Genomic DNA, 22977 nt, shown 5'->3' with positions numbered 1-22977 from the left:
GTCTTCATGTGATGTCCTAAACCGGATCTGCCGCCGACGGCGCCACCGTCCAGGTCTGGCCCTTGGCCAGGAGCTTGGCGAGGTTGGCCTCGCGGCCTTCGCTGGCCTTGGCGTTCTGTTCGATCACCGCGCTCTCGAAAGTCGGGCGCGGATCGTCGTAAAGGACGCCAAGCGCCATCGGGAATGGGCCGAACGGCAGTTCGACCAGCATGTGGGCGATGGCCCGGTTCTTCACGTTGTGCACGATCACGCCGGCGCTCTGCCAATCGCCATCGACCACGTCGACGACCTGCAGCGAAAGCGTATCGAGGTCGAGCTTGATACCCTTGGTGCCGCCGGCATAGAGCATCGGCTCGCCATCGGTCAGCCAGAGCTGGCGATCTTCCGCCCCCTTGGGAGCGGCGAAGTCGTTGAACACGTCCTTGTTGTAGACGATGCAGTTCTGGAAGATCTCGATGAACGCCGCACCCTGGTGGCGATGCGCGGCTATCAGCACGTCAGGCAGGTTCTTCGACACGTCGAAGCCGCGAGCCACGAAGCGCGCACCCGAACCCAGCGCAAAGGCGCAAGGATTGGCCGGACGATCGACCGAGCCCATCGGGGTCGAAGGCGTAGTCGTGCCGATGCGGCTGGTCGGCGAGTACTGACCCTTGGTGAGCCCGTAAATCTCGTTGTTGAACAGCATGACCTGCAGGTTCACGTTTCGCCGCAGCAGGTGCATCAGGTGGTTGCCGCCGATCGACAGGCCGTCGCCGTCACCCGTCACCATCCACACATCGAGGTCTGGGTTGGCGAGCTTGATACCCGTCGCGAACGCCGGTGCGCGGCCGTGGATCGTGTGGAAGCCGTAGGTTTCCATGTAGTACGGGAAGCGGCTTGAGCAGCCGATGCCGCTGACGAACACCGTGTTCTTCGGATCGGCGCCGATCTGCGGCAGCGTGCGCTGCACCGCCTTAAGGATCGCGTAGTCGCCGCAACCTGGGCACCAGCGAACTTCCTGGTCGCTTTCCCAGTCCTTGAGCGTGGTCTGGATGGGGGTCATGTCGTTCATCAGTTCACCCCCTTCGGGCGCTTGCGCGAGCCATCGTCATAGCCGGAGTCCGGCTCTGGAAGCTGACCGGCATTAGGCAGAACTTCGCCACCTTCATCATTCGGCGTGCCGTTGAAGAACTTGCCGATCGCCGCTTCGAGTTCGGCAATGGAGAAAGGCTGGCCGCTGGTCTTGGTCAGGCTCTTCGCATCGATGAACAGCTGATCGCGCAGCACGGTCTTGAACTGGCCGGTGTTCATTTCCGGCACCAGCACCTGGTCGAAACCGCTGAGCAGCTCGCCGAGGTTCTGCGGCAGCGGCCATACGTGGCGGACGTGAACGTGACTGACCGACAGGCCGTTTTTGCGCGCGCGGCGCACGGCCTGGTGGATCGGGCCGAACGTGCTGCCCCAGCCGACCACGGCGAGGCGGCCGGTCGTGTCACCCAGCGCCACGTCCTGATCAGGCACGACGATGTTGTCGATCTTGGCCTTGCGCGCATCGGTCATCGCCTGGTGGTTGGCCGGCGAATAGTCGATGTTGCCGGTATCGACGTGCTTTTCGATACCGCCGATACGGTGCATCAGGCCCGGCGTGCCCGGCTTGATCCAGGGACGCGCGCCCTTCTCGTCGCGCTTGTAAGGCAGCAGGCGCTCAGTCCCATCGGCGTCCTTGGCGTTCTTCTCTTCGAGGAACTTGGCCGGGAACGGCGTGTAGCTGGCCGGATCCGGCACCTTCCAGGGTTCGGCGGCATTGGCGATGTAGCCGTCGGTCAGCAGCATGACCGGGGTCATGTACTGCACCGCGATGCGGCAGGCTTCGATCGCAACCTCGAAGGCGTCAGCCGGACTGCGCGAGGCAATCACCGGCATCGGAGCGTCGCCATTACGCCCATAGACGGCCTGGTAAAGGTCGCTCTGTTCGGTCTTGGTCGGCAGGCCCGTCGAAGGGCCACCGCGTTGGCTGTTGACGATGACGAGCGGTAGCTCGGTCATGATCGCCAGGCCCATCGCCTCGCCCTTGAGCGCGATACCCGGGCCCGAGGAGCTGGTGACGCCAAGCTGGCCGGCATAGGACGCGCCGATCGCCGCGCAGACCGCGGCAATTTCGTCTTCAGCCTGGAAGGTGGTGACGCCAAATTCCTTCATCCGCGCCAGATAGTGCAGGATCGCCGACGCCGGGGTGATCGGATAGCCGCCGAAGAACATCGGAAGCTCGGCCAGCTGAGCGCCGGCAACGAGGCCCAGGCTCACAGCTTCCGCGCCGGTGATCGTGCGGTAAAGTCCAGGTTCGCTTTCAACCGGAGCGATGGTCAGCTTCTTGAGCGGCCCGGAAAGCTCCGCCGTCTCGCCATAGGCGTGACCGGCATTGAGCGCGGCAATGTTCGCGTCGGCGATCTCGGGCTTGCCCTTGAACTTGCCCTTGAGCCAATCGACGATGGGCTGGCGGTCGCGGTCGAACATCCACAGCGCCAGGCCGAGGGTCCACATGTTCTTGGACCGCAGCGCGTCCTTGTTGCCGAGACCGAAGGGCTTCACCGCCTCGATCGTCAGCGCGCTGATGTCGAAAGCCAGCAAGTCCCACTTCGCGAGGCTGCCGTCCTCGAGCGGGTTCGTCTCGTACTTCGCCTTTTCGAGGTTGCGCTTGTTGAATTCGCCCGTGTCGGCAATGATCAAACCGCCGGGCTTGAGGGCGGCGAGGTTCACCTTGAGCGCCGCCGGGTTCATTGCCACGAGCACATCGGGCGCGTCACCGGCGGTTTCGATCTGGGTCGAGCCGAAGTTGATCTGGAACGCGGAGACACCGAACAGCGTGCCCTGGGGCGCGCGGATTTCCGCCGGGAAATCCGGGAACGTGGCGAGGTCATTGCCTGCAAGCGCGGTGGACAGGGTGAACTGTCCTCCGGTCAGCTGCATGCCATCGCCGCTATCGCCCGCGAAACGGACGACGACTGCTTCGGGTGTCCCCGTCTCGAGCGGGGTTTGGGCCGGTCGTTCGGCCGCCTGGGTTGCCATGGTCAAATCCTGTTGTGCAGTCAGCGCTGCTATCCTGCCAATATGGGGCTGCGACCTAGGTTCCTGCCCGCATGCCCGCAATCAAGTTTTTCTGTCGCGCGATCAACGGCGCGGATGGAATTACCCACTGTCCTTCCCTATCCCCTGCAACATGAACGCAGCAGAACCCCAAAAGTACCGCCCCTGTGTGGGCGTTATGCTTGTTAACGCCGAAGGCCTGGCCTTCGTCGGCAAGCGCATCGACAACCGCGAAGGCGATTGGTGGCAAATGCCGCAAGGCGGCGTCGACGAGGGCGAGGACCTCGACGCTGCCATGCTGCGCGAGCTGGGCGAAGAGATCGGCGTCAAGAAGCGCCATGTCGAGATCGCCGGGCGCCTCCCCGAAGAACTGTTCTACGACCTGCCGGAAGAGCTGCAGGGCAAGCTTTGGGGAGGAAAGTACAAGGGTCAACGGCAGACCTGGTACTTGGTTCGCTTCACCGGCGCCGACAGCGACATCGACCTGAATGCCGACAAGCACCCCGAATTCTGCGAATGGAAATGGGTCGACCCCGAACTGCTTCCCGAGCTGATCGTGCCGTTCAAACGCGAGGTCTACGCCAAGATCGTCGCGGGCTTTCGGGAGAATATCTGACTAGTTCTTGGTGACCACGGTCTCGGGCGTCACCGCCTCAGCCGTGAGAACCTGCGGCTGCGGGCCACGCTGGATGGCGGCGGCGAGTTCGCGGGTTTCGTTGCAATCTCCCCCACACATCGATTCCAGTTGGGCGAGATTGCGGCGGGCCTTCTCGACAGCGCCCTTTTCCAGCAGCGCTTCGCCCTCGCCCGAGATCGCGGCGAGATTTTCCGGCTCACGCTTCAGCGCTTCGCGGTAGTAATGGATGGCCTTGCCTTGCAGTCCGTCCTTGCGGGCCGCTTCGGCGAGTTCGAGGTATATCGGCGTATAACCCGGGTCGACCGCGAGGGCGGCTTCGAAACTGTCGATCGCCGACTGCACCTGGCCCGATGCCAGTTCGCTGCGGCCTTCGGCAATCAGCGCGGCGGCACGAGGGTCCGCCTCTCGCCCGGCCCCGTAACTCACGCTGGCCGTAACCATGACCAGTAGAGAGAGGGCAGCAGCGACAGGGGTATAGCGCATCACAAACTCCTTGAGCGCAGGTCGGCGAGGAGAGGGTCCGTCAGCCATAAACGCAATAGCTAACACCTCTTTCCTAGACGTGCGATGAAAAATCCGTCCGTCCCGTCCTGGTGCGGCGTGAGCCGAGTTCCCGGCCCCCGCGATCTGCCCAGTGATAACGAGAGTGGATCGGCATTCCATTCTCCATGCGTGCCAAGGAATGTTTCCACCTGGCCCGCCCCTTCCTCGTCCAATAGCGAGCAGGTGACGTAAATCAGCCGTCCGCCGGGCCGCACAAGGCCGGCGGCAACCCCGAGAATCTGGCGCTGCAGCGTCACCAGACGAGCCAGTGAGCTTTCATCGAGCCGCCAGCGTGCTTCGGGATTTCGCCGCCACGTGCCGGTTCCAGAACAAGGCGCATCGATCAGGACCGCGTCTGCCTTGCCTTGCCAATCCGCCAGCATTTCCGCTTCGCGGCCCGGGTTGAGCAGGACCGTATGGCTGACCATGGCACTCGCCCGCTCTGCACGAGGTCCGAGCCGCGACAGGCGGCCTCGGTCGACGTCCGCCGCGATAAGGGCACCCTCGCCACGCATCGCCGCGGCCAGGGCCAGCGTCTTGCCACCGGCGCCGGCGCACAGGTCGATCACGGTCTCGCCCGGTCGGGCGGCGACAGCCTCGCACGCGAGCTGACTTCCGCAATCCTGCACTTCGATCAAGCCATCGCGATATTCCGGCCACTGTTCGACCTGGGTTCCGAACGGCAGCCGCAAGCCCTGCGAGGTCGGCAGATTTTCGCCTTGCTCGGGCAGCTCGAGCGAAGCCCGGTCGGCCTTGAGCGCATTGACCCGGATATCCAACGGCGCACGGCCAAGCAGGGCCTGTGCCTCAACGCCGGAAATGTCCGAGGCCTCCAGCCGCGCAGTGAGCCAGCCGGGCGCAATCCCGCGCTCGGCCACAAGCTCCCCCTCCTCTACAGGAGCTGGGCCATAGCCTGACCCATCAAATTGCAGCAGCAGCGCCGGGTCATCCTCGGCGAGGGTCAGCATCGCTGCCCGTCCGGATTGCGGTATCGGCCCGCAGGCACGGATCGCTCCATAGACCAGTTCACGGATGGCACGCCGGTCCTTGGAGCCGGCGAAGCGGCTGGAACGGAACCAATCCGCCAGGATGCGATCGGCGGGTGCGCCTTTGGCTCGCGCCGCGGCGATGATCTGGTCCAGCAGCCCGATCGCCGCCTGAACTCGTGCGGCGGGTGTCATACCTTCCCTCCCGCTTGCGGGAGGGGTCGGGGGTGGGCCTGTGTGATGAGCATGGTGAGCAAACCCTTGCCCACCCCTAGCCCCTCCCGCAAGCGGGCGAGGAACTAACGCGTGGGATAGTTCGGCGCCTCGCGCGTGATCGAAACGTCGTGGACATGGCTCTCGGAAAGACCCGCGTTGGTGATGCGGATAAACTTTCCGCGACTGCGCAAGTCGGCGATCGTTGCCGCGCCGGTATAGCCCATCGCGGCCTTGATGCCGCCGACCAGCTGGTGGATCACGTCCCTGGCCGGACCCTTGTAGGGCACCTGTCCCTCGATCCCTTCAGGCACCAGCTTCATCTGGTCCTTGATGTCCTGCTGGAAGTAACGGTCGGCCGAACCGCGCGCCATCGCGCCGACCGAGCCCATGCCGCGATAGGCCTTGTAGGCGCGACCCTGGTACAGGAACGTCTCACCCGGAGCTTCTTCGGTACCGGCGAGGAGCGAACCGATCATCACGGTCGAAGCTCCGGCAGCGAGCGCCTTGGCGGCGTCGCCCGACGTCCGCAGGCCGCCATCGGCGATGATCGGCACGTCACCCGCGGCGCTCACAGCTTCCATGATCGCGGTCAGCTGCGGCACGCCAACGCCCGCGACGATGCGCGTGGTGCAGATCGAGCCCGGCCCGATCCCGACCTTTACTGCGTCCGCACCGGCATCGACCAGCGCCTTGGTCGCCTCTGCCGTCGCGACGTTGCCGGCAACGACCTGGACCGCGTTCGAAAGGCGCTTCACCCTCTCGACCGCGCGCGAGACTTCCTTGTTGTGGCCGTGCGCTGTGTCGATGATGATCACGTCGCATCCAGCATCGACCAGCGCCTCGGTCCGTTCGAAGCCCTTGTCGCCCACCGTGGTCGCGGCCGCGACGCGGAGCCTGCCGCCTTCGTCCTTGGTGGCGTCGGGGTTGAGAACCGCCTTTTCCATGTCCTTCACGGTGATCAGGCCAATGCAGCGGTAGGCGTCGTCCACCACCAGCAGCTTTTCGATCCGGCGGTGATGGAGCAACTTGCGCGCTTCGTCCTGGCTCACACCCTCGCTCACGGTGGCGAGGTTCTCGTGCGTCATCAGTTCGCGCACCGGCTGGTTCGGGTTGTCGGCGAAACGCACGTCACGGTTGGTCAGGATGCCGCAGAGCTTGCCGCTGGCGTCGGTTACCGGAATGCCGCTGATGCGGTTCTTGAGCATGAGCGCCTGCGCCTCGCCCAGAGTGGCCTCGGGCGAAATAGTAATCGGATTGATCACCATGCCGCTTTCGAAGCGCTTGACGGTGCGGACTGCGTCGCACTGCTCTTCGATCGTCAGGTTGCGATGAAGCACGCCGATGCCGCCCAGTTGCGCCAGGACGATCGCCATCTGCGCTTCGGTCACGGTGTCCATGGCAGAGGAGATGATCGGAATGTTCAGCCCGATTTCGCGCGTAAGGCGCGTTTTCGTGCTCGTCTGCGAAGGCAGAATATCGCTTTCAGCCGGCCTCAGGAGGACGTCGTCGAATGTGAGGCCGGTTTGAATTTCCATGAGTGCCACTTTTACCTTGCGCGGAGCGATTCGTGGCGGCCCATGTAAACGCGGTTTGCGACAATCGCTAGGGGGCGTTCAAACGGAACGGCCTCGCACCCTCTATTCCGCCGTCCACCCGCCATCGATCGAGTAGTTCGCGCCGTTGATGTTCTGCGCCTCATGGCGGCACAGGAATACCGCAAGCGCGGCCACTTCCTCCGGCTGGACGAACTTCCGGGTCGGCTGCTTGGCCAGGAGAACGTCGTTCAAGACCTGCTCGCGCGTCATGCCACGTGCGGCCATGGTATCCGGGATCTGATTTTCGACCAGCGGTGTCCAGACATAGCCGGGACTGATGCAGTTCGCGGTAACGCCATGCTCGGCGAGCTCGAGGGCGAGCACTTTGGTAAGTCCCGCGATCCCGTGCTTGGCCGCGACGTACGCGCTCTTGAACGGGCTTGCTTTGAGCGAGTGGGCGCTGGCGGTGCTGATGATCCGGCCCCAGCCCTGCGCCTTCATGTGCGGCACGGCAAGGCGCGAGGTGTGGAACGCGGCAGAGAGGTTGAGAGCGATGATCGCGTCCCACTTTTCGGGCGGAAAATCCTCAACCGGCGCGACGTGCTGCATGCCGGCGTTGTTGACGAGGATGTCGACCGGCCCGGCGCCTTCCATCAGTTCCGCCACCCCTGCCGTCGTCGTCAGGTCCGCAGGGACGTGGCGTGCGCCCAACTCGCCACAGAGCCGATCGATTTCCTCGGCCGCGCCGAATCCGTTGAGCACGACCTTCGCACCCACTTCGGACAAGGATCGAGCGATCGCCAGGCCAATGCCCGAGGTCGATCCGGTAACGAGTGCGCGCTTGCCCTGCAGGAACATATGGGCTTCCCTGTGATTGCCAGTTGAAAGACAGTCAAAGCGCGATCCGCAAGGCAGGTCCAGCCTTATTTCGCACATGCAGCAGGGAGGCCGGATGAGGCTCAATCCATTCAATCCTGATAGCATCAGTGTTCGCCGGGCCGGTGGCGGCGGAGGCTTTCCCGGTGGAGGCGGAGGGCGCCTCGGTTGCGGAGCCGTCGTCATAGCGCTGATCGCGGCCTTGGTGTTCGGAATCGATCCCGGCCAGATGCTCGGCTCCATGGACGATCTCCAACAGAACCAGTTACCGACCGAGCAACAACAGCAGCAGGGCGGCGAAACCGCAACCGAGATTTGCGACGACAGTCCTTACGCCACCGAAGCCTGCAACGCCCTTGCCTCGCTCAACCAGACATGGGAGCCGGCATTCCAGCAGGCCGGCATCGAGTTCCGGCAGCCGACCCTGGCGTTCCTAAGCGGCCAACCGATCAGAACCGATTGCGGTCCGGCGACCAGTGCGATGGGGCCGTTCTATTGCCCCGCCGATCAGACGATCTACATCGATCCCAGCTTCTACGACCAACTCGACCGCCAGTTAGGCGCCGCGGGGGATTTTGCCCGCTATTATGTGATTGCCCACGAATATGGGCATCATATCCAGGCGCTGACCGGGATTGCGAACCAGGTTCGCAGCGCTCAGCAGCAGAACCCCCGTGCGGCGAACCAGCTTCAGGTGCTGATGGAACTGCAGGCCGATTGCTACGCTGGTGCCTGGGCGGGCAAGAACCGCAACGCGATCGATCCAGGCGACTTCGAGGAAGGGATGACGGCGGCGAGCGCGATCGGTGACGACGCCCTGATGCGCGGTGCCGGTCAGAGTGTGAACCCTGAGAACTTCACGCACGGCAGCAGTTCGCAACGCATGCAAGCCTTGCGGCTCGGACTTGAATCCGGGGACGACGCTCAGTGCGACCGGATCATGCAACAAGCCTGAGACGGGAACGCTTGAGCCGGGATCGAGCAGGGAGCAGCCCGACGATCCCGGCTCAAGCCGAGAGCGGAACTATTCCCGCTCGTTTTCGATGCGGCGGATCTCGTCGTCGAGGTCGTCCAGCACTTCGCGCCGAACCTCTTCGCTGATCTGCGGATTCCGGGCGATCGAAGCCCGCGCCTGGCGCAGACCTGACGCGGCGGCCATCTGATAGTCGCGCTCGCAGATCACGATGCGCTGCCGACCATCCGAAGTCCGGTTACGGCGGCGCTCGCTGGGGTTGCAGCTCTGGACGACTTCTGGTTCGGCGCGGCGGCCCGCTTCAGCCCATTGCTCCGCCTGCTTCTCCATGAGCTCGGCGTACTTCTCGCCCCATTCCTCGCCCCATTTTTCCATCTCCTTGCCCCAGGCCTCCATCTTCTGGCCGAAGTCGGGATCGGAGGGAGTTCCCAAAGCTTGGACTTCCATCCGCGGCATTTGCGGCATGTCGGGTAGCGTGCCGTGCGCACCTGGCTCGCGGCGGAGGGTGAACTGGCGGACCTCCGGAGCGCGCCCCGCCCCTTCATGGCGCAGCTCGAAGTGCTGGACCGGCGCCTGACCCGCTTGCGGGGCCTCGGGCGGAAGTGGCGCTTCTGGCGCTAGCGGCGCTTCTGGCGGAATAGGTGGTTCGACGGCCGCGGGCGCCTCGGGCGGCAGAGGCGCCTCCGGTTCCTGCGCGCCAGCGGCGTAGCTGATCGAGGCGGTGAGCGGCAGCGCGAGCGCGCCGGTCGCGATCAGCCCTCGCCCCAGCCAACGGCGGCGCTCGCTGATATCGCCCATCGAAAGACTTCGGAGGCGGTGAACGATCGAGCGTTCGCCGAGCACCGGGCAGGCCATCGGCGCGGCCAGGGCCAGCCTCGGTCCGGCGGCGATGTCGGCGATGAGCGCGGCGTAAATCGCCCGCTCTTCGCGGCCACGGCCGTTAAGAACCCGGGCGTCGCAAGCGGCTTCCTGGTCGCGCCGCATCGCCCGCCAACCGAGCCAGGCGAGCGGGTTGAACCAGTGCACCGCCAGCAGCGCTTGGGCGGCAAAATTGGCCAGCAGGTCATTGGCCCGGTGGTGCGAAAGTTCATGCTCGATCGCAAGGTCGCGGGCGGGCAAATCCGGCTGGGCCATGAACAGCGGAGGCAGCGCGATCACCTTGTCGAGCACGCCGAACGCGACGGGAGCCGTGATCATCGGCGTTTCGATGAGCCGAATGTTGCCGATCTCGCCCACAGGCCGCGCATCGGCCAGAACCTCGCGCCGCATCTTGCGATACATCACGATCCGCCAGGCAAGGAAGGCGAGCGCTCCGCCGAACCAAACCGCAAGGGCGGCTTCGCCAAGGGTCGGCCATTCCCAGACCACCGCAGCCGGTACGGAAGGCGCAACAGAGGTGACTGGGGCTGGCAGCGCCACGACGTCGACCGGCGGCGCGTAATCGATCCATTGGACGTCGATGGCCATGGCGGTGACGGGCACGGGTTCGACCTCGGGCCGGAAGCTGGCGGGCAGCACGATTGGCGGCAGCAGCAGCCGCAGGAACGGCAACGCCCACAAGCCATAGGCGAGCTGCGGGCCAAACGTCCGCCCCACTGGACGCCGCAGCACGAGCACCAGGGCGATGAGGAGCCCCGTGTAGATGAGGGTGTCGATCAGCCAGCCGCTCATTTCCGCATCTCCTTCAGGAGTCGCTCGATCTCGGTGATGTCGTCGTCGGAAAGCGCTTCGGCTTCAGCCAACTGCGCGAACAGAGGCGCGGCGCGGCCGCCGAACAGTCGATCCACCAGGCGGCGCGATTCACCGCCGACATATTCGGCGCGCTCAATAAGCGGGGTGTAGAGGAACCGGCGCCCTTCGGGCTCGGTAGAAACCGCGCCCTTGGCGACCAGGCGGGATAGCAGCGTCTTGACCGTCGGCATCGTCCAACCGCGCTGCTCACAGACGGAGTCGCAGACTTCGACTGCGGTCTGCGGGCTCTTCTCCCACAGGGCTTCCATCACCGCGTGTTCGGCGTCGCTGATCCGTTCGGCAATCGGTTCGCTGGCTTCGGTCACATCGCTCTCCCTGTTGAACGATCACCTTAGGTTATAGGCCCGTCGACTACGTCTGTAAACATGAAGCGTAGATGAACAACTTGAAAGGTAAGCGACGAACGCTAGGGTCGCGGCCCATGAGTGATTTACGCTACGGGGTCCGCAGGTTGTCGGATTGCCACAAGATCGACGATTTCCGCGCCCTGGCTCAGCGCAGGCTGCCCTTCCCGGTATTTCACTATATCGATGGCGCCGCCGATGACGAACGAACCAAGGACCGCAACACCACTGCGTTCGAAGACGTGGACCTGGTGCCCAACGTCCTCGCGGGGGTCGAACATATCGATCCCTCGGTAACCGTGCTTGGCAAGACATCGCGTCTGCCACTGATGCTCTCGCCCACCGCGCTCCAGCGGTTGTTCCACTGGCAGGGCGAGCGAGCCGTCGCAGCGGCGGCCGAGAAGTTCGGGTTGTGGTTCGGCATCTCGAGCCTGGCCAGCGTCGGGATCGGGGAGATCGGGGCCAACTACACCGGGCCCAAGATGCTCCAGTACTACTACCACAAGGACAAGGGGTTGAACGCCGCGCTGCTGGAGAAAGCGCGCGCAGCCAAGTTCGACGCGATCACCCTCACGGTCGATACGATCGTCGGGGGCAATCGCGAGCGATGCCTGCGCACCGGCTTCACCAGCCCGCCCCGTATCACCGCCGCGAGCGCGCTGTCCTACGCCGCCAAGCCGCGTTGGACTTTCGACTACCTGTTTCGCGAGAAGTTCGAACTCTCGAATCTCAAGGACCATGTGAAGGAAGGCAGCAATTTCGCCCTGTCGGTGGCGGAGTATTTCAACTCCATGCTCGACCAGTCGATGGACTGGGCGGCGGCCGAGAAGCTGCGTGACGACTGGGGTGGGAAGTTCTGCCTCAAAGGCGTGATGTCAGTCGCGGACGCCCGCCGCGCGGCCGATATGGGTGTAGACGCGATCATGATCTCGAACCACGGCGGCCGCCAGCTTGACGGCAGTCGCGCTCCGTTCGACCAGCTCGCGGAGATCGTCGATGCGGTCGGGGACAGGATGGAAGTCATCCTCGACGGGGGAGTCCGGCGCGGGAGCCACGTACTCAAGGCGCTCAGCCTGGGCGCGACGGCGGTATCCGGGGGCCGCCTCTACCTCTACGCCCTGGCGGCGGCGGGCCAGGCGGGCGTCGAACGCGCGCTCGGTCTTCTTGAAGCCGAGATCGTGCGGGACATGAAGCTGATGGGCGTGACCCGGATCGACCAGCTCAACCGTGAGAACCTGCGCCCGCGCCGCTAGCTCAGGCAATCTCCTTCCCGACCAGCATCGCGCCCATCTTGCGCGAGGAGCCGTCGAAGAAACCCGCCTCCTCCTGCCATTCGCGCGGGTTGCGGAAGGTGCCGAAGAGGATGTCGAAGATCGGGATATCGCCGTAATTGTACGCATGCACCCCGCGCTGATGGTGGACCGAATGGCTCTCCGGCCGGGTGACGAAATAGCCGATCCAGCGCGGCGTGCGGACATTGGTGTGCTGGAACATGGTGCAGAAGGTCGCTGCAACCACGACGACCAGCGTGGCTTCGGGGCTCAATCCGATACCTAGGACGAGCGCGAAGCTGCCAAGCAGGGCCCAGCCGATCATGTCGAACGGATGGAAGAAGAACGCGCCCCAGATGTCCACGCGCTCGGCACTGTGGTGCATCTGGTGGAACCACCGCCAGATCGGCTGATAGGTGTGCATCGTGCGATGCCAGGCGTAGATCAGGAACTCGTAGAACAGGAATCCAACCGCCACTTGCACCGCAAAGGGCCAGGCCGATCCGTTCAGCAGCTGGTACTGCCCAAGGAAGGTGTCCCACAGCAAAGGTGAATAGGTCGCCACAGCAAAATAGGCGAGGGTGAAGAAGATGCCCTTGGCCCGCCAGTAAGGCACATCCGGGAAGCTGCGTGCCCGTCCGATCATGTCGAGCGCGATAAAGACTGCGAACATGGCCGCTGCAATCAAGTGATAGGTGCCGAGCATCTTGCAATTCCCCCAATGGAATTGGAGTACAATCTACTCCCCTGTTCCCCGTCCGAATAGAAGCAACGCGGTCGGTTTTCATTTTCGCCCCGGCGGTATAGGATTTCCGCGGGTTGGCGCGACCTGGTGGGTTGCAGGGGTTGGCGATGAATCTCGAAACCGTACCACAAGTACAGTCATCGGCGTCCAGCAAGGGAGAGCGCACGAAGGCGCGCATCCTGGACGCTGCGTACGACTCGATCATCCAGAAGGGCTTTGCCGGAACCTCGATCGACGAGCTGGTCGAAGCGACCGGCATCACCAAGAGCGGGTTCTTCTATCACTTCCGCGACAAGAGCGACCTCGCCCGCCAGCTGCTCGTACGATTCCTGGCGGAGGATGACGCGGTCATCGACAGCCTCAAGGCGCGTGCCGAACAACTTGTCGACGATCCGCTCCAGCAGTTCCTCCTGTTCCTCAACCTCTATGCCGAACTGGTGGACGAGATGGACGCGCTCCATCCGGGATGCCTGGTGGCGGCGGTTGTCTATCAGGAGCAAGTGTTCGACGCGGAGGTCCGTCGGCTGAACAGCGAGGCTGTCATGCGCTGGCGCGAGCGCTTTCTGGCCTGGCTCGAAGCGATCGACCGCAAGCACCAGCCGGTCACGCCATTGCACCGCCTGGCCCTGGCCGATGCCCTCAGCGCGATTGTCGAAGGAGCTATCGTGCTCGCCAAGGCGCTCGACGATCGCGCGCTGATGGGGCGGCAGCTTCGGCTATTCCGCGACATGGTCAAGACGACCTACGGCGTCGCCTGAAGTCTAGAGTCGCGGCAATTTCTCGCCAGCCCGCGCACCGGCGAGGCCACGGCGTTGCGTGGCGATCCCGGTGAGCAAGCTATCGGCGATCATCCGCGCCCGGTTCGCCACTTCCTGCATCGCTTCGCCATGTGGCTCCTTCTCGCGCAAGGTCGCGTAGAACAACTGCAGCCAGTGGGCGAAATGGCGCTCTTCCAATCCGGGTATGGCGATGTGCTTGACCATGGGATTGCCGGCAAACTCACCGCTCGCGTGAAGCACGGAGCGCCAGAAGCCCTTCATCCGATCCAGGTGCGTCGGCCAGTCGCCTATGCGCTCGGCAAAGATCGGCCCGAGCAGGTCGTCGTCGCGTATCTTGCCGTAGAACCGCTCGACGAAGCTTGAGATATAGTCCGCATCGACGCCGATCGCTTCGGCCTCAGCCCGCTTGCGCTCGCGCAGGGCCTCGATGTGGGCGCGCCGTTCGGCCGCGCTCGGGATCTGCCGTTCATTGCTCTGCGTCATGTTCGCCAAATAGGTATTCTCGGCGGGAAAGCCACGCCATTTTCGGGCCTGGCAAGTGCATACGCTTGTGGCGATAGTCCGCCTATGACCTATCGATTCGTCTTGGCCGCAGCCTTGGCCCTCAGCCCGGTATCCGCTTTTGCGCAGGCCACCACCGACATCATCCTGACAACCGAAAAGGGCGACATCGTCATTGCGCTGGAGACGGAACGCGCCCCGATTACCGCCGCAAACTTCCTCCGCTACGTGGACGAAAAGCGACTCGACGGCACGGTATTTTACCGCTCGATGCAGCTTAGCAAGGACAAGCCCGACGGCCTTATCCAGGGCGGCACACAGTTCGATCCGGAACGCATCCTGCCGCCGATCGCCCACGAACGCACGAGCGCCACCGGTGTGAAGCACACGGCCGGCGCGATCTCCATGGCTCGCTACGAGCCCGGCACGGCGACCGGGGACTTCTCGATCATGGTCACCCCGCAACACGGCCTCGACGCCAATCCCGCAAGCGAGGACGAGACCTTTCGCGAGGGCTACGCCGCCTTCGGTCACGTCGTTCAAGGAATGGATGTCGTGCTGGCCATCTACAACGCCCCGCTAGACCCTGACAAAGGCGAAGGCTGGATGAAGGGTCAGATGATCGCCGAGCCGGTGAAGATCATCTCGGCTCGCCGCGTGGAAGCGGCCACCCAATAAGGAGCTAGTGCGATCCGCGCTCGGCTTTCTCCGACAGGAGCTGGCTCAGGGCGGATGCTACCGTGGTCACCAGGAATACGGCGTGAATCGTGACGAGCCAGCGGAGCGCGGCCTCATTGACGTGGCCGCTTTCGCGCAAATCCATGAAGGCCTTGAGCAACTCGATCCCGGTGATGGCGACGATCGAGGCGAAGAGCTTGATCTTGAGCCCATTGAAATCGACCTTGCCGAGCCACGCCGGCCGATCCGTATGTTCCTCGATATTGATGCGGGAAACGAAGCTGACATAGCCGGTGTACAGCACGATGAGGATCAAGTTCGCGATTAGCGCCAGGTCGATGAAGGACAGTGTCGCGACCACGGCATCGTGGACGTTGATTGTCAGCAACCTTGTCGAAATCAGCCAAAGGTATTTGACCAGGATCACCAGCAGCATCAACAGGCAGAAAATCAGCCCGACGTAGATCGGCGCCGCCAGCCAGCGGGCCATGAACAGGGCTTTTTCGAACGTGTCTTCGAACTTTTCCATCACGCGCCGTCCCCCGGGTGTTTCCCGAGGTGGGCTATCAGCCTCGATCTGAGGCGGACATCGGGATTTCCCCTCCTTCCAGCGGGAGACAAGCGACTAGCGCAGCTTGCTCAAACCAGCCGGCCGCGTTGTTCTGGGGGTGAGCAAGGCACAGGCTTCGACCAGACCGAACCAGCGGTATCTGTTGCTAGGCGGCTGCGCACTGGACACCACCTGGTCTTCTATCTGGTCGGGGACCATGCGGTCGAAGTCGCCCGTGTATTGCACGAACGCATGGATCCCGACGCACCTTTCGGTGGGAGTCAGCCTTAGTAGACTCGCTTCTTCGGCTTGATGTACTCAACGTCGTCGGTGAGCGTGTATTCATGGACTGGGCGGTAATCGATCTTGACCGCGCCGCCCTTGCCACCCCAGCCTTCGAACCAGGTCGCAGTGTGCTTCATCCAGTTCTTGTCGTCGCGTTCCGGGAAATCCTCGTGTGCGTGGGCACCGCGGCTTTCCTTGCGGTTGTGCGCGCCGTGGAGCGTCACAGTGGCCTGTGAGATCAGGTTGTCGAGCTCGAGCGTCTCTACGAGGTCCGAGTTCCAGATCAACGAACGGTCGGTGACCGACACGTCCTGCATCCGCTGGTAGATCTCACCGAGCTTGGCCTTGCCTTCGGCCATAAGTTCGTCGGTGCGGAACACCGCCGCGTGCTGGCTCATGCAGCGCTGCATGTCGGTCCGGATCGCTGCCGTCGGCGTGCTGCCCTTGGCGTTGCGGAAGTGATCGAGGCGGGTCAGAGCGAGGTCCGCACTATCCTTTGGAAGTTCCTCCTGGGCCGCGTTCGGCTTGAGCAGTTCTTTCAAGCGATGCCCGGTCGCTCGGCCAAAGACCACGAGATCGATCAGCGAGTTCGAACCGAGACGGTTCGCGCCGTGGACCGAAACACACGCCGCCTCACCAACCGCGAACAAGCCCGGCACGACCGATTCCGGATTGCCGGCCGCGTCGATGGTCATGACCTCGCCGTGGTAGTTCGTCGGAATGCCGCCCATGTTGTAATGCACCGTCGGGACGACGGGCAGCGGCTGGCGAGTCAGGTCCACGCCGGCGAAGATCTTGCCGCTTTCGGTGATCCCCGGCAGTCGCTCGGCCAGCACCTTGGGGTCGATGTGGTCGAGGTGGAGGAAGATGTGGTCCTTGTTCGGGCCCACGCCGCGGCCTTCGCGGATCTCCAGCGCCATTGAGCGCGACACGACGTCGCGGCTGGCGAGATCCTTTGCGCTCGGGGCGTAACGCTCCATGAAGCGCTCGCCTTCGGAGTTGGTCAGGTACCCGCCCTCGCCCCGCGCGCCTTCGGTGATGAGCACACCAGCGCCATAGATGCCGGTCGGGTGGAACTGCACGAATTCCATGTCCTGCAAGGGCAGGCCCGCGCGCAGGACCATGCCGCCACCGTCGCCGGTGCAGGTATGGGCACTCGTCGCGGTGAAATAGCAGCGGCCGTAGCCGCCCGTGGCCAGAACCACGGCCTGGGCGCGGAAACGGTGAATTGAGCCGTCATCCAGACACAGCGCGACCACGCCGACGCATTTGCCGCCGCTCATGATCAGGTCGATGGCGAAGTATTCGATGAAGAAGTCCGCGTCGTACTTCAGGCTCTGCTGGTAAAGCGCATGGAGCATGGCGTGGCCGGTGCGGTCGGCCGCCGCGGCGGTGCGCTGTACGGGCGGGCCTTCGCCCATGTTTTGCATGTGTCCGCCGAAGGGCCGCTGGTAGATCGTGCCATTGGCATTGCGGCTGAAGGGCACGCCGGCGTGCTCCAGTTCGTAGACCGCGTTCGGCGCTTCGCGCACCATGTACTCGATGGCGTCCTGGTCGCCCAGCCAGTCCGACCCCTTGACGGTGTCGTACATGTGCCAGGTCCAATGGTCGGGCGAGTTGTTGCCGAGGCTGGCCGCGATGCCGCCTTGCGCGGCCACGGTGTGGCTGCGCGTTGGGAACACCTTTGTAATGCACGCAGTCTTGAGGCCCGCCTCGGCGCTTCCCATCGTGGCGCGGAGGCCCGAGCCGCCGGCTCCGACCACGATGACGTCATAGGTGTGGTCGACGATCTTATAGGCGGGTTGCGTTGCAGCGTCGCTCACATCCCGCCTCCCTGAGATGCTGCGGAGGCAGCGGCCGCGGCCGCCATGGCCGACTGGAGGGCGGCTTCGGTCTCAATGTTCATGACGATCCGTGCTAGGCAGAACAACCCGAACGCGGCACCCGAGAAGGCCGCGAGGTTCAAGGTGAGAAGCGCCCCAAAGCGGGCACCCCGGTGGTGGACGTAGTCTTCGACAAGCACCTGCAAGCCCAGCCGGGCATGCCAGAACACGCTGACGATCAGCAGCGCGATCATCACCGGTGGCACCAGGCCCGCCATCCATTCGCGCACGGTCGCGTAGGACATGTCCGGTAACAGCAGAATCGAGAATACCAGATAACCGACGACGATCAGGTTGCCCGCCGCGGTGTAGCGCTGCTGCAACCAATGCTCGGCGCCGTGGTGCGCCGAGCCAAGGCCCCGCACGCGTCCGATGGGAGTTCCGTTGCCCATGTCAGATCCTATCGCAGCACGATCACGGCCCAGAAGGCCGCGGTAAGGACAAATCCGCTGACGGTGGTGAGCACCGACCAGCGATTGTTGGAATCGACCGCGTACCCGGCGCCGATATCCATCACGAAGTGGCGGATGCCCGAAGCGAAGTGGTTGAAGAACGACCAGCTGATGCCGACGAGCACGATATAGCCGACCCATGAGTTCGCAAGGTTGGCAAAAAAGGCATAAGCCTCCGGCCCGCTCGCCAGCGCCGCCAGCCACCAGAGCAAGATCGGAAGGCCGACCAGGGCCATCGCGTCGCCAGTGGCGCGGTGCAGGATGGAGACCAGCATGGCAGGCCCCCATTTCCAGATCGACAGGTGCGGAGAAAGCGGGCGTTGGGCCATGGCAAATCCGGTAATCGTGAGTGTGGGCCTCCCTTAGCGGATGCGGCACGTGAGGCAAGTCGGGTGCCGCGCACTTCCCCTGTGCTTTCCCATTCCGCCTGTGGCGGCTAGGGATTCTCCATGCCCACGATCCTCGTCACCGGCTCGAGCCGCGGAATCGGCCAGTCCATCTGCCAAGCGCTCCAGGCGCGCGGCGTCCGCGTGATAAAGCAGGCGACCACAGCGCGCGATGCCGATACGATCGCGGCCGACTTCGCCGATCCGCCGGCACCGCAGATGGTGTGGCAAGGAGCGCTCGATCGCGCCGATGGCCAGATCGACGGCCTAATCAACAACGCGGGCATATTCATTGCGAATTCAATCGATTCGTCCGACATCGCCTGGCTTGATGCCTGGGAGGACACAATGAGGGTCAACCTCACCGCAGCAGCGCAGTTGAGCCGGTTCGCGGTAAGGCACTGGCTCGAAGGCGAGCGCGCCGGCCGGCTCGTTCACATCGCCAGCCGGGCCGCGCATCGCGGGGATTCGCCGGCACACTGGCACTACGCCGCCTCGAAAGGCGGCATGCTGGCAATGCACAAGACCATCGCCCGTGCCTACGCCAGCCAGGGAATCCTGAGCTTTGCCATTGCCCCCGGGTTCACCGACACTGCGATGGCGGACGACTATCTCTCCAGCCGGGGCGGGCCGGGCCTGCTGGCCGACATTCCGCTCGGCCGCGTGGCCGAGCCCGACGAAATCGCCCGCATCGCCGTGTTCTGCGCACTCGATGCCCCACCAAGCATGACCGGCGCGGTAATTGACGCCAATGGAGCGAGTTATGTCCGTTAGATTCCTCGCCATCGCGGCGCTTCTTGCAGCATCGTGCACACCGGCCGCTGCCGACACTCCCCTGCCGGAGGGTGTTACGGCCGAGCAGTTCCTGGCCCAGTGCCAGGATAAGGACGGCTGGAGCGATCCGGCCCCACCGATCCGGTTGTTCGGGAACGTCTATGACGTCGGGACCTGTGGGATCGTCTCACTGCTGGTCGTCGGAAACGCCGGTCACGTCCTGCTCGACGGGGCGACCAGCGAGGCCGCGCCCTTGATCGCCGCAAACATTCAGCGGCTTGGCTTCAAGCTTGGCGACGTGAAGTGGATCGTGACCAGTCACGAGCACTTCGACCATGTCGGCGGCGTGTCCGAGCTCCAACGCCTCACCGGGGCAAAACTGGCAGCTCGCGCCGAACAACGCCACGCGTTGGAGACGGGCGTGGTCGATCAGGCCGATCCGCAGGCAGGGATGCATGATCCCTTCGCCAAAGTCCGAGTCGACAAGATCATGACCGACGGCGAAACGCTGTCCCTGGGCGACCTCTCCCTGACCTTGCACGCGACACCGGGCCATGCCCCGGGATCCACGACCTGGTCCTGGCGCTCGTGCGAAGCCGCGAACTGCCACTCGGTGGTTTTTGCCGACAGCATCAGCGCGGTCTCGTCCGACAGCTATCGCTTCTCCGACCACCCGGATTATGTCGCCGCGTTTCGCGCGTCGCTCGACAAGATCGCGGCGCTCGATTGCGATATCCTGATCACCCCTCATCCCGCCGCCAGCACGCTTTACGAGAGGCTTGCGGGCGATGCCCCGCTGGTGCTCCCGGGCGCCTGCAGCAACTATGCCGACTTCGGACGTGAACGTATCGAAGCCCGCCTCCAATCAGAGCAAAACCGATGAGCTGGAAGTTAGTCGCCTTCGCCCCGAAGCCTATAATTCAGGCGGCGCTCGCAACGCATGAGGCGATTGACGAGTGGGATCCCGAAGTGATCATCACCGGCAGCGAGATAACCGACGAGCGGCCCAACGACTGGGTGCTAGAGGCCTATTTCCAGCACAAGCCTGGCAAGGCCGACACGGTGCTGGTCGCCAGCCTATTCACCGACGGCGCCCCCAAGCTCGCGGCCGAAAAACTGCCCGATACCGATTGGGTCACCGAGACCCAGAAGCAGGTCGAGCCCATCCGCGCCGGCCGGTTCTATGTCCATACTCCCGATCACGAACCGGACTGGTCCGAGGATGTGATCGACTTCTCCATTCCAGCCGCGCAGGCTTTCGGCACCGGGCAACACGCCACCACCGCCGGATGCCTGGAGATGCTCGACACGATGAAGCAGCGCGGTGTCGTGGTGCGCAATCTGGCCGACATCGGAACCGGCACGGGCCTGCTGGCTTTTGCCGGCCTGACTCTTTGGCCCGGCGCAAAGGCCATCGCCAGTGACGTCGACCCGATCTGTGAACCAGTGGTGGTCGAGAACGCCCTGCTGAACTCCATACCGCTCGGTACGGCGCCCGGCAGCCTGGCCATGGTTGTTGCGGAAGGCATGGACGACGCGCTGCTGGCAGGCCGCGCGCCTTACGACCTCATCATCGCCAACATTCTCGCCGGCCCGCTGATCGAGCTGGCGGGCGACTTCGCCGACGCTGTGGCGCCGCGCGGAAGCATCCTGCTGGCAGGTTTGCTGGAGACACAGGAGCCGGCGGTCCGGGCCGCCTATCGCACTGCCGGGTTCCGACTGGCCGCGCGCCTGGTCAATGGCGAGTGGTCTGTCTTGTGGCTGCGACGGCGATCCATTTGACCCGACGCTTGGGCCGCGCGCTCGTCGCGCTGCTTCTCGGTGCCATTCTGGCCATCTTGCTCTTTGCCCTCGCCGGTTGGATCGGCTCGTCGATCCCGCGCAATTCGGGCTGGGTCGAACCGGACCACGGCGTCGAGATCATGATCGAGACCAATGGCGTCCATACTGCGCTCATCCTGCCACTCGTGACGCCCGAGAAGGACTGGCGAACCGAATTCCCCGCAAGCGATGTCCCGCTTTCAGGCGAGCCCTACACCCACATTTCGATCAGTTGGGGCGAGCGCGAGGTGTTCCTCAACACGCCGACCTGGTGGGACCTATCGCCGGCTACGGTCCTGCGCATCATTGGCGTGGGCGGCGAGGGAATGCTGCATGTGGCGCATTACGTTCGACCAGCGCCTTCCGATTATGCCCGACCCTTGACGATCAGCCGTGAGGAGTATCGTCGTCTGGTCGCGGCCATCGAACAGTCGTTGCCCCGGGGCGAGAAAGTTCGTCACGGCGGCTATGGCTCTCAGGACGTTTTCTACGACGCTCCCGGTGAATACACGGCGTCGAATACCTGCAACCAGTGGACCAGCGACATGCTCGCCAAGGCCGGCGTGCGCACTGGTTGGTGGACGCCGTTCGCTGGCGGAGTGACGAAATGGGTGCCCGAAGCCAAGACGTGACATAGGTCCAATTTCATGCATGGTAGCGCTACCGACAAAGAGCGGGTGGGAGAGAGCGTCGTGAGCCATTCCGAGAACCAGACCGAATTCGACCGTCGCAAGCTTCTGGTCGCCGCCGGACTTGCCCCGCTCGCCTTCAGCGCGGGCCGGGTCTTCGCGCAGGAATCGCGTGGCCAGCCGCTTCCGCAAGGGGCAATCCTGCCGGAGCCGCCGGGCAATCAGATGCGCTGGGCCATCGTCGGCCTGGGCAGCTTCGCGATCGGCCAGGTCATCCCCGGCTTCGGTGATGCCCAACGTTCGCGCATGACGGCGTTCGTCTCAGGTAATCCGGACAAGGCGCGGGACCTTGGGGCCCGGTTCGGAGTCTCTGACCTCTACGGGTACGACAACTTCGACGACATCGCGCGGAATGACGAAATCGACTGCGTCTATATCGTCCTGCCCGTGGGGCTCCACGCAGAGTACACGATCCGCGCTCTCAAGGCGGGCAAACATGTGCTGTGCGAGAAACCGATGGCGTCGACGTCAGCCGAATGCGAGGCGATGGTGGCGGCCGCCCAGGCCAACGACCGGCAGCTGGGTGTCGCTTACCGGGTCCATTTCGAGCCGACCAATCTTGAGGCCGAGCGTCGCATCAAGGCAGGGGAAATCGGGACCATCCGGCACGTCCAGTGCGATCATGGCTTCAACGCCAACCCGCAATTCCCGCCGCACAAGTGGCGGCTGGAGAAGAAGCTCGCGGGGGGCGGGTCGATGTTCGACATCGGCATCTACGGCCTGAACACCTCGCTGATGATGACTGACGGGGATGCGCCGGTGGAAGTCTCCGCGGTCTACTCCTATCCTCGCGACGACACTCGCTTCGCCGAAGTCGAAGGCGGGATCGACTGGCGCCTGCGCCTTGCCAGCGGGATCAGCGTGCAGGGGTCGAGTTCGTACTGTTACACCCCCTACATTTCACGGCAACGCTACTTCGGCTCGCAAGCCTCGATCGAAATGCAGCCTGCGACGACCTATGACGACAACAATCTCATCCTCGACGGCAACGCCCGAATCGAAGTTGGCGCCGGAAATCCGCTCGGGCAATTTGCCGCGCAGATCGACGGCTTCTCCGACGCCGCACGCGCCAATACGCCGCATCGAACTACCGGCGAGATGGGTCTGCGGGACTTGCGCTTGATCGAGGCCATGTACCGCAGCGCGGATGCCGGGGGTGCCGTGGTAAAGCTCTAGGGTGGACGAAAAGCCCCAAGGCAGGCTTGAACTCCGCACAAGAATCCTGCGGGATCAGGATC

Annotated in this window: 23 protein-coding genes and 1 pseudogene; 10 read left to right on the top strand and 14 right to left on the bottom strand. The window is 64.0% G+C overall.

The genetic code is table 11. The features are described 5' to 3' along the window. Window positions 1-16 precede the first annotated feature (16 nt). The gene (locus KK137_RS04310; protein WP_214534790.1) at window positions 17-1051 is read right to left on the bottom strand and encodes a 2-oxoacid:ferredoxin oxidoreductase subunit beta; all 1035 of its coding nucleotides are present in this window, start codon (window positions 1049-1051) and stop codon (window positions 17-19) included. Beyond that, window positions 1051-3045, bottom strand: a complete 1995-nt coding sequence (locus KK137_RS04305) for a 2-oxoacid:acceptor oxidoreductase subunit alpha (RefSeq protein WP_214534789.1) — start codon at window positions 3043-3045, stop codon at window positions 1051-1053. Before KK137_RS04305 ends, KK137_RS04310 begins: the two co-directional genes overlap by 1 nt. Window positions 3046-3196: 151 nt before the next feature. On the opposite strand from KK137_RS04305, the gene KK137_RS04300 reads away from it, so the two are divergent. Continuing rightward, window positions 3197-3679: an RNA pyrophosphohydrolase gene (locus tag KK137_RS04300; protein WP_214534788.1), complete on the top strand. Its 483-nt coding sequence runs from the start codon at window positions 3197-3199 to the stop codon at window positions 3677-3679. Here KK137_RS04300 and KK137_RS04295 read toward each other — a convergent pair whose 3' ends face one another. From KK137_RS04295 to KK137_RS04280, 4 genes are all read right to left on the bottom strand, one after another. Beyond that, the gene (locus tag KK137_RS04295; protein ID WP_214534787.1) at window positions 3680-4183 is read right to left on the bottom strand and encodes a tetratricopeptide repeat protein; all 504 of its coding nucleotides are present in this window, start codon (window positions 4181-4183) and stop codon (window positions 3680-3682) included. 59 nt (window positions 4184-4242) lie between these two features. Continuing rightward, the gene (locus KK137_RS04290) at window positions 4243-5424 is read right to left on the bottom strand and encodes an RsmB/NOP family class I SAM-dependent RNA methyltransferase (protein WP_214534786.1); all 1182 of its coding nucleotides are present in this window, start codon (window positions 5422-5424) and stop codon (window positions 4243-4245) included. Between the two features lie 104 nt (window positions 5425-5528). Continuing rightward, window positions 5529-6980, bottom strand: a complete 1452-nt coding sequence (gene guaB / locus KK137_RS04285; RefSeq protein WP_214534785.1) for an IMP dehydrogenase — start codon at window positions 6978-6980, stop codon at window positions 5529-5531. A 102-nt stretch (window positions 6981-7082) separates the two neighbouring features. Then, window positions 7083-7838, bottom strand: a complete 756-nt coding sequence (locus KK137_RS04280; RefSeq protein WP_214534784.1) for a 3-hydroxybutyrate dehydrogenase — start codon at window positions 7836-7838, stop codon at window positions 7083-7085. Window positions 7839-7932: 94 nt separating this feature from the next. On the opposite strand from KK137_RS04280, the gene ypfJ reads away from it, so the two are divergent. Further along, entirely contained in the window at window positions 7933-8811 is an 879-nt protein-coding gene (ypfJ, locus tag KK137_RS04275) for a KPN_02809 family neutral zinc metallopeptidase (protein WP_214534783.1), read from the top strand. Between the two features lie 69 nt (window positions 8812-8880). On the opposite strand, the gene KK137_RS04270 is transcribed toward ypfJ, so the two are convergent. Next, window positions 8881-10500 (bottom strand): M56 family metallopeptidase, encoded by a 1620-nt coding sequence (locus KK137_RS04270; RefSeq protein ID WP_214534782.1) that lies wholly within the window; start codon window positions 10498-10500, stop codon window positions 8881-8883. Then, window positions 10497-10886 (bottom strand): BlaI/MecI/CopY family transcriptional regulator, encoded by a 390-nt coding sequence (locus KK137_RS04265; RefSeq protein WP_214534781.1) that lies wholly within the window; start codon window positions 10884-10886, stop codon window positions 10497-10499. Before KK137_RS04265 ends, KK137_RS04270 begins: the two co-directional genes overlap by 4 nt. Before the next feature lie 116 nt (window positions 10887-11002). Here KK137_RS04265 and KK137_RS04260 point away from each other — a divergent pair, with 116 nt between their 5' ends. Then, window positions 11003-12178, top strand: coding sequence for an alpha-hydroxy acid oxidase (locus KK137_RS04260; protein ID WP_214534780.1), 1176 nt, complete (start codon window positions 11003-11005; stop codon window positions 12176-12178). Window position 12179: 1 nt separating this feature from the next. On the opposite strand, the gene KK137_RS04255 is transcribed toward KK137_RS04260, so the two are convergent. After that, window positions 12180-12869 carry a sterol desaturase family protein gene (locus KK137_RS04255; RefSeq protein WP_214534779.1) on the bottom strand — a complete coding sequence of 230 codons (690 nt, stop codon included), beginning with the start codon at window positions 12867-12869 and terminating at the stop codon, window positions 12180-12182. 179 nt (window positions 12870-13048) lie between these two features. Here KK137_RS04255 and KK137_RS04250 point away from each other — a divergent pair, with 179 nt between their 5' ends. Further along, a complete protein-coding gene (locus tag KK137_RS04250; RefSeq protein ID WP_214534778.1) occupies window positions 13049-13699 on the top strand; it encodes a TetR/AcrR family transcriptional regulator in 651 nt (216 codons plus the stop codon). 3 nt (window positions 13700-13702) lie between these two features. Here KK137_RS04250 and KK137_RS04245 read toward each other — a convergent pair whose 3' ends face one another. Further along, window positions 13703-14203, bottom strand: a complete 501-nt coding sequence (locus KK137_RS04245) for a group III truncated hemoglobin (RefSeq protein WP_250893577.1) — start codon at window positions 14201-14203, stop codon at window positions 13703-13705. Window positions 14204-14287: 84 nt separating this feature from the next. Here KK137_RS04245 and KK137_RS04240 point away from each other — a divergent pair, with 84 nt between their 5' ends. Then, window positions 14288-14899 carry a peptidylprolyl isomerase gene (locus tag KK137_RS04240; protein ID WP_214534777.1) on the top strand — a complete coding sequence of 204 codons (612 nt, stop codon included), beginning with the start codon at window positions 14288-14290 and terminating at the stop codon, window positions 14897-14899. Between the two features lie 4 nt (window positions 14900-14903). On the opposite strand, the gene KK137_RS04235 is transcribed toward KK137_RS04240, so the two are convergent. The 4 genes and pseudogenes from KK137_RS04235 to sdhC all read right to left on the bottom strand — a co-directional run bounded on the left by KK137_RS04235 (window position 14904) and on the right by sdhC (window position 18398). After that, the gene (locus tag KK137_RS04235) at window positions 14904-15428 is read right to left on the bottom strand and encodes a YqhA family protein (RefSeq protein WP_250893576.1); all 525 of its coding nucleotides are present in this window, start codon (window positions 15426-15428) and stop codon (window positions 14904-14906) included. A gap of 308 nt (window positions 15429-15736) precedes the next feature. Further along, entirely contained in the window at window positions 15737-17557 is a 1821-nt protein-coding gene (gene sdhA / locus KK137_RS04230; protein ID WP_214534775.1) for a succinate dehydrogenase flavoprotein subunit, read from the bottom strand. A gap of 80 nt (window positions 17558-17637) precedes the next feature. Continuing rightward, window positions 17638-18009 (bottom strand): annotated as a pseudogene (sdhD, locus tag KK137_RS04225) (succinate dehydrogenase, hydrophobic membrane anchor protein); the annotation flags it as partial. 8 nt (window positions 18010-18017) lie between these two features. After that, entirely contained in the window at window positions 18018-18398 is a 381-nt protein-coding gene (gene sdhC / locus KK137_RS04220; RefSeq protein ID WP_214534773.1) for a succinate dehydrogenase, cytochrome b556 subunit, read from the bottom strand. Window positions 18399-18518: 120 nt separating this feature from the next. On the opposite strand from sdhC, the gene KK137_RS04215 reads away from it, so the two are divergent. The 5 genes from KK137_RS04215 to KK137_RS04195 are packed head-to-tail and all read left to right on the top strand — an operon-like array spanning window position 18519 to window position 22915. Then, on the top strand, window positions 18519-19229 hold the full coding sequence (locus tag KK137_RS04215; RefSeq protein ID WP_214534772.1) for an SDR family NAD(P)-dependent oxidoreductase: 711 nt from the start codon (window positions 18519-18521) through the stop codon (window positions 19227-19229). After that, a complete protein-coding gene (gene bla, locus KK137_RS04210) occupies window positions 19219-20112 on the top strand; it encodes a subclass B3 metallo-beta-lactamase (protein WP_214534771.1) in 894 nt (297 codons plus the stop codon). Before KK137_RS04215 ends, bla begins: the two co-directional genes overlap by 11 nt. Further along, window positions 20109-21011 carry a 50S ribosomal protein L11 methyltransferase gene (locus KK137_RS04205; protein WP_214534770.1) on the top strand — a complete coding sequence of 301 codons (903 nt, stop codon included), beginning with the start codon at window positions 20109-20111 and terminating at the stop codon, window positions 21009-21011. The genes bla and KK137_RS04205 overlap by 4 nt, the downstream gene beginning before the upstream one ends. After that, entirely contained in the window at window positions 21008-21682 is a 675-nt protein-coding gene (locus KK137_RS04200) for a TIGR02117 family protein (RefSeq protein ID WP_250893575.1), read from the top strand. Before KK137_RS04205 ends, KK137_RS04200 begins: the two co-directional genes overlap by 4 nt. 15 nt (window positions 21683-21697) lie before the next feature. After that, window positions 21698-22915 (top strand): Gfo/Idh/MocA family protein, encoded by a 1218-nt coding sequence (locus tag KK137_RS04195; protein WP_214534769.1) that lies wholly within the window; start codon window positions 21698-21700, stop codon window positions 22913-22915. Window positions 22916-22977 lie beyond the last annotated feature (62 nt).

This window comes from Croceibacterium selenioxidans, from assembly GCF_018599195.1.
Taxonomy (GTDB): Bacteria; Pseudomonadota; Alphaproteobacteria; order Sphingomonadales; family Sphingomonadaceae; genus Croceibacterium_A; species Croceibacterium_A selenioxidans.
This window is presented reverse-complemented; position numbering and strand designations above follow the sequence as displayed.

Excerpts from the sequence above, each read along its gene's own strand:
- KK137_RS04310 (WP_214534790.1), bottom strand. The coding sequence starts at position 1,051 with ATGAACGACATGACCCCCATCCAGACCACGCTCAAGGACTGGGAAAGC.
- KK137_RS04305 (WP_214534789.1), bottom strand. The coding sequence starts at position 3,045 with ATGGCAACCCAGGCGGCCGAACGACCGGCCCAAACCCCGCTCGAGACG.
- KK137_RS04300 (WP_214534788.1), top strand. The coding sequence starts at position 3,197 with ATGAACGCAGCAGAACCCCAAAAGTACCGCCCCTGTGTGGGCGTTATG.
- KK137_RS04295 (WP_214534787.1), bottom strand. The coding sequence starts at position 4,183 with ATGCGCTATACCCCTGTCGCTGCTGCCCTCTCTCTACTGGTCATGGTT.
- KK137_RS04290 (WP_214534786.1), bottom strand. The coding sequence starts at position 5,424 with ATGACACCCGCCGCACGAGTTCAGGCGGCGATCGGGCTGCTGGACCAG.
- guaB (WP_214534785.1), bottom strand. The coding sequence starts at position 6,980 with ATGGAAATTCAAACCGGCCTCACATTCGACGACGTCCTCCTGAGGCCG.
- KK137_RS04280 (WP_214534784.1), bottom strand. The coding sequence starts at position 7,838 with ATGTTCCTGCAGGGCAAGCGCGCACTCGTTACCGGATCGACCTCGGGC.
- ypfJ (WP_214534783.1), top strand. The coding sequence starts at position 7,933 with ATGAGGCTCAATCCATTCAATCCTGATAGCATCAGTGTTCGCCGGGCC.
- KK137_RS04270 (WP_214534782.1), bottom strand. The coding sequence starts at position 10,500 with ATGAGCGGCTGGCTGATCGACACCCTCATCTACACGGGGCTCCTCATC.
- KK137_RS04260 (WP_214534780.1), top strand. The coding sequence starts at position 11,003 with ATGAGTGATTTACGCTACGGGGTCCGCAGGTTGTCGGATTGCCACAAG.
- KK137_RS04255 (WP_214534779.1), bottom strand. The coding sequence starts at position 12,869 with ATGTTCGCAGTCTTTATCGCGCTCGACATGATCGGACGGGCACGCAGC.
- KK137_RS04250 (WP_214534778.1), top strand. The coding sequence starts at position 13,049 with ATGAATCTCGAAACCGTACCACAAGTACAGTCATCGGCGTCCAGCAAG.
- KK137_RS04245 (WP_250893577.1), bottom strand. The coding sequence starts at position 14,203 with ATGACGCAGAGCAATGAACGGCAGATCCCGAGCGCGGCCGAACGGCGC.
- KK137_RS04240 (WP_214534777.1), top strand. The coding sequence starts at position 14,288 with ATGACCTATCGATTCGTCTTGGCCGCAGCCTTGGCCCTCAGCCCGGTA.
- KK137_RS04235 (WP_250893576.1), bottom strand. The coding sequence starts at position 15,428 with ATGGAAAAGTTCGAAGACACGTTCGAAAAAGCCCTGTTCATGGCCCGC.
- sdhC (WP_214534773.1), bottom strand. The coding sequence starts at position 18,398 with ATGGCCCAACGCCCGCTTTCTCCGCACCTGTCGATCTGGAAATGGGGG.
- KK137_RS04215 (WP_214534772.1), top strand. The coding sequence starts at position 18,519 with ATGCCCACGATCCTCGTCACCGGCTCGAGCCGCGGAATCGGCCAGTCC.
- bla (WP_214534771.1), top strand. The coding sequence starts at position 19,219 with ATGTCCGTTAGATTCCTCGCCATCGCGGCGCTTCTTGCAGCATCGTGC.
- KK137_RS04205 (WP_214534770.1), top strand. The coding sequence starts at position 20,109 with ATGAGCTGGAAGTTAGTCGCCTTCGCCCCGAAGCCTATAATTCAGGCG.
- KK137_RS04195 (WP_214534769.1), top strand. The coding sequence starts at position 21,698 with ATGCATGGTAGCGCTACCGACAAAGAGCGGGTGGGAGAGAGCGTCGTG.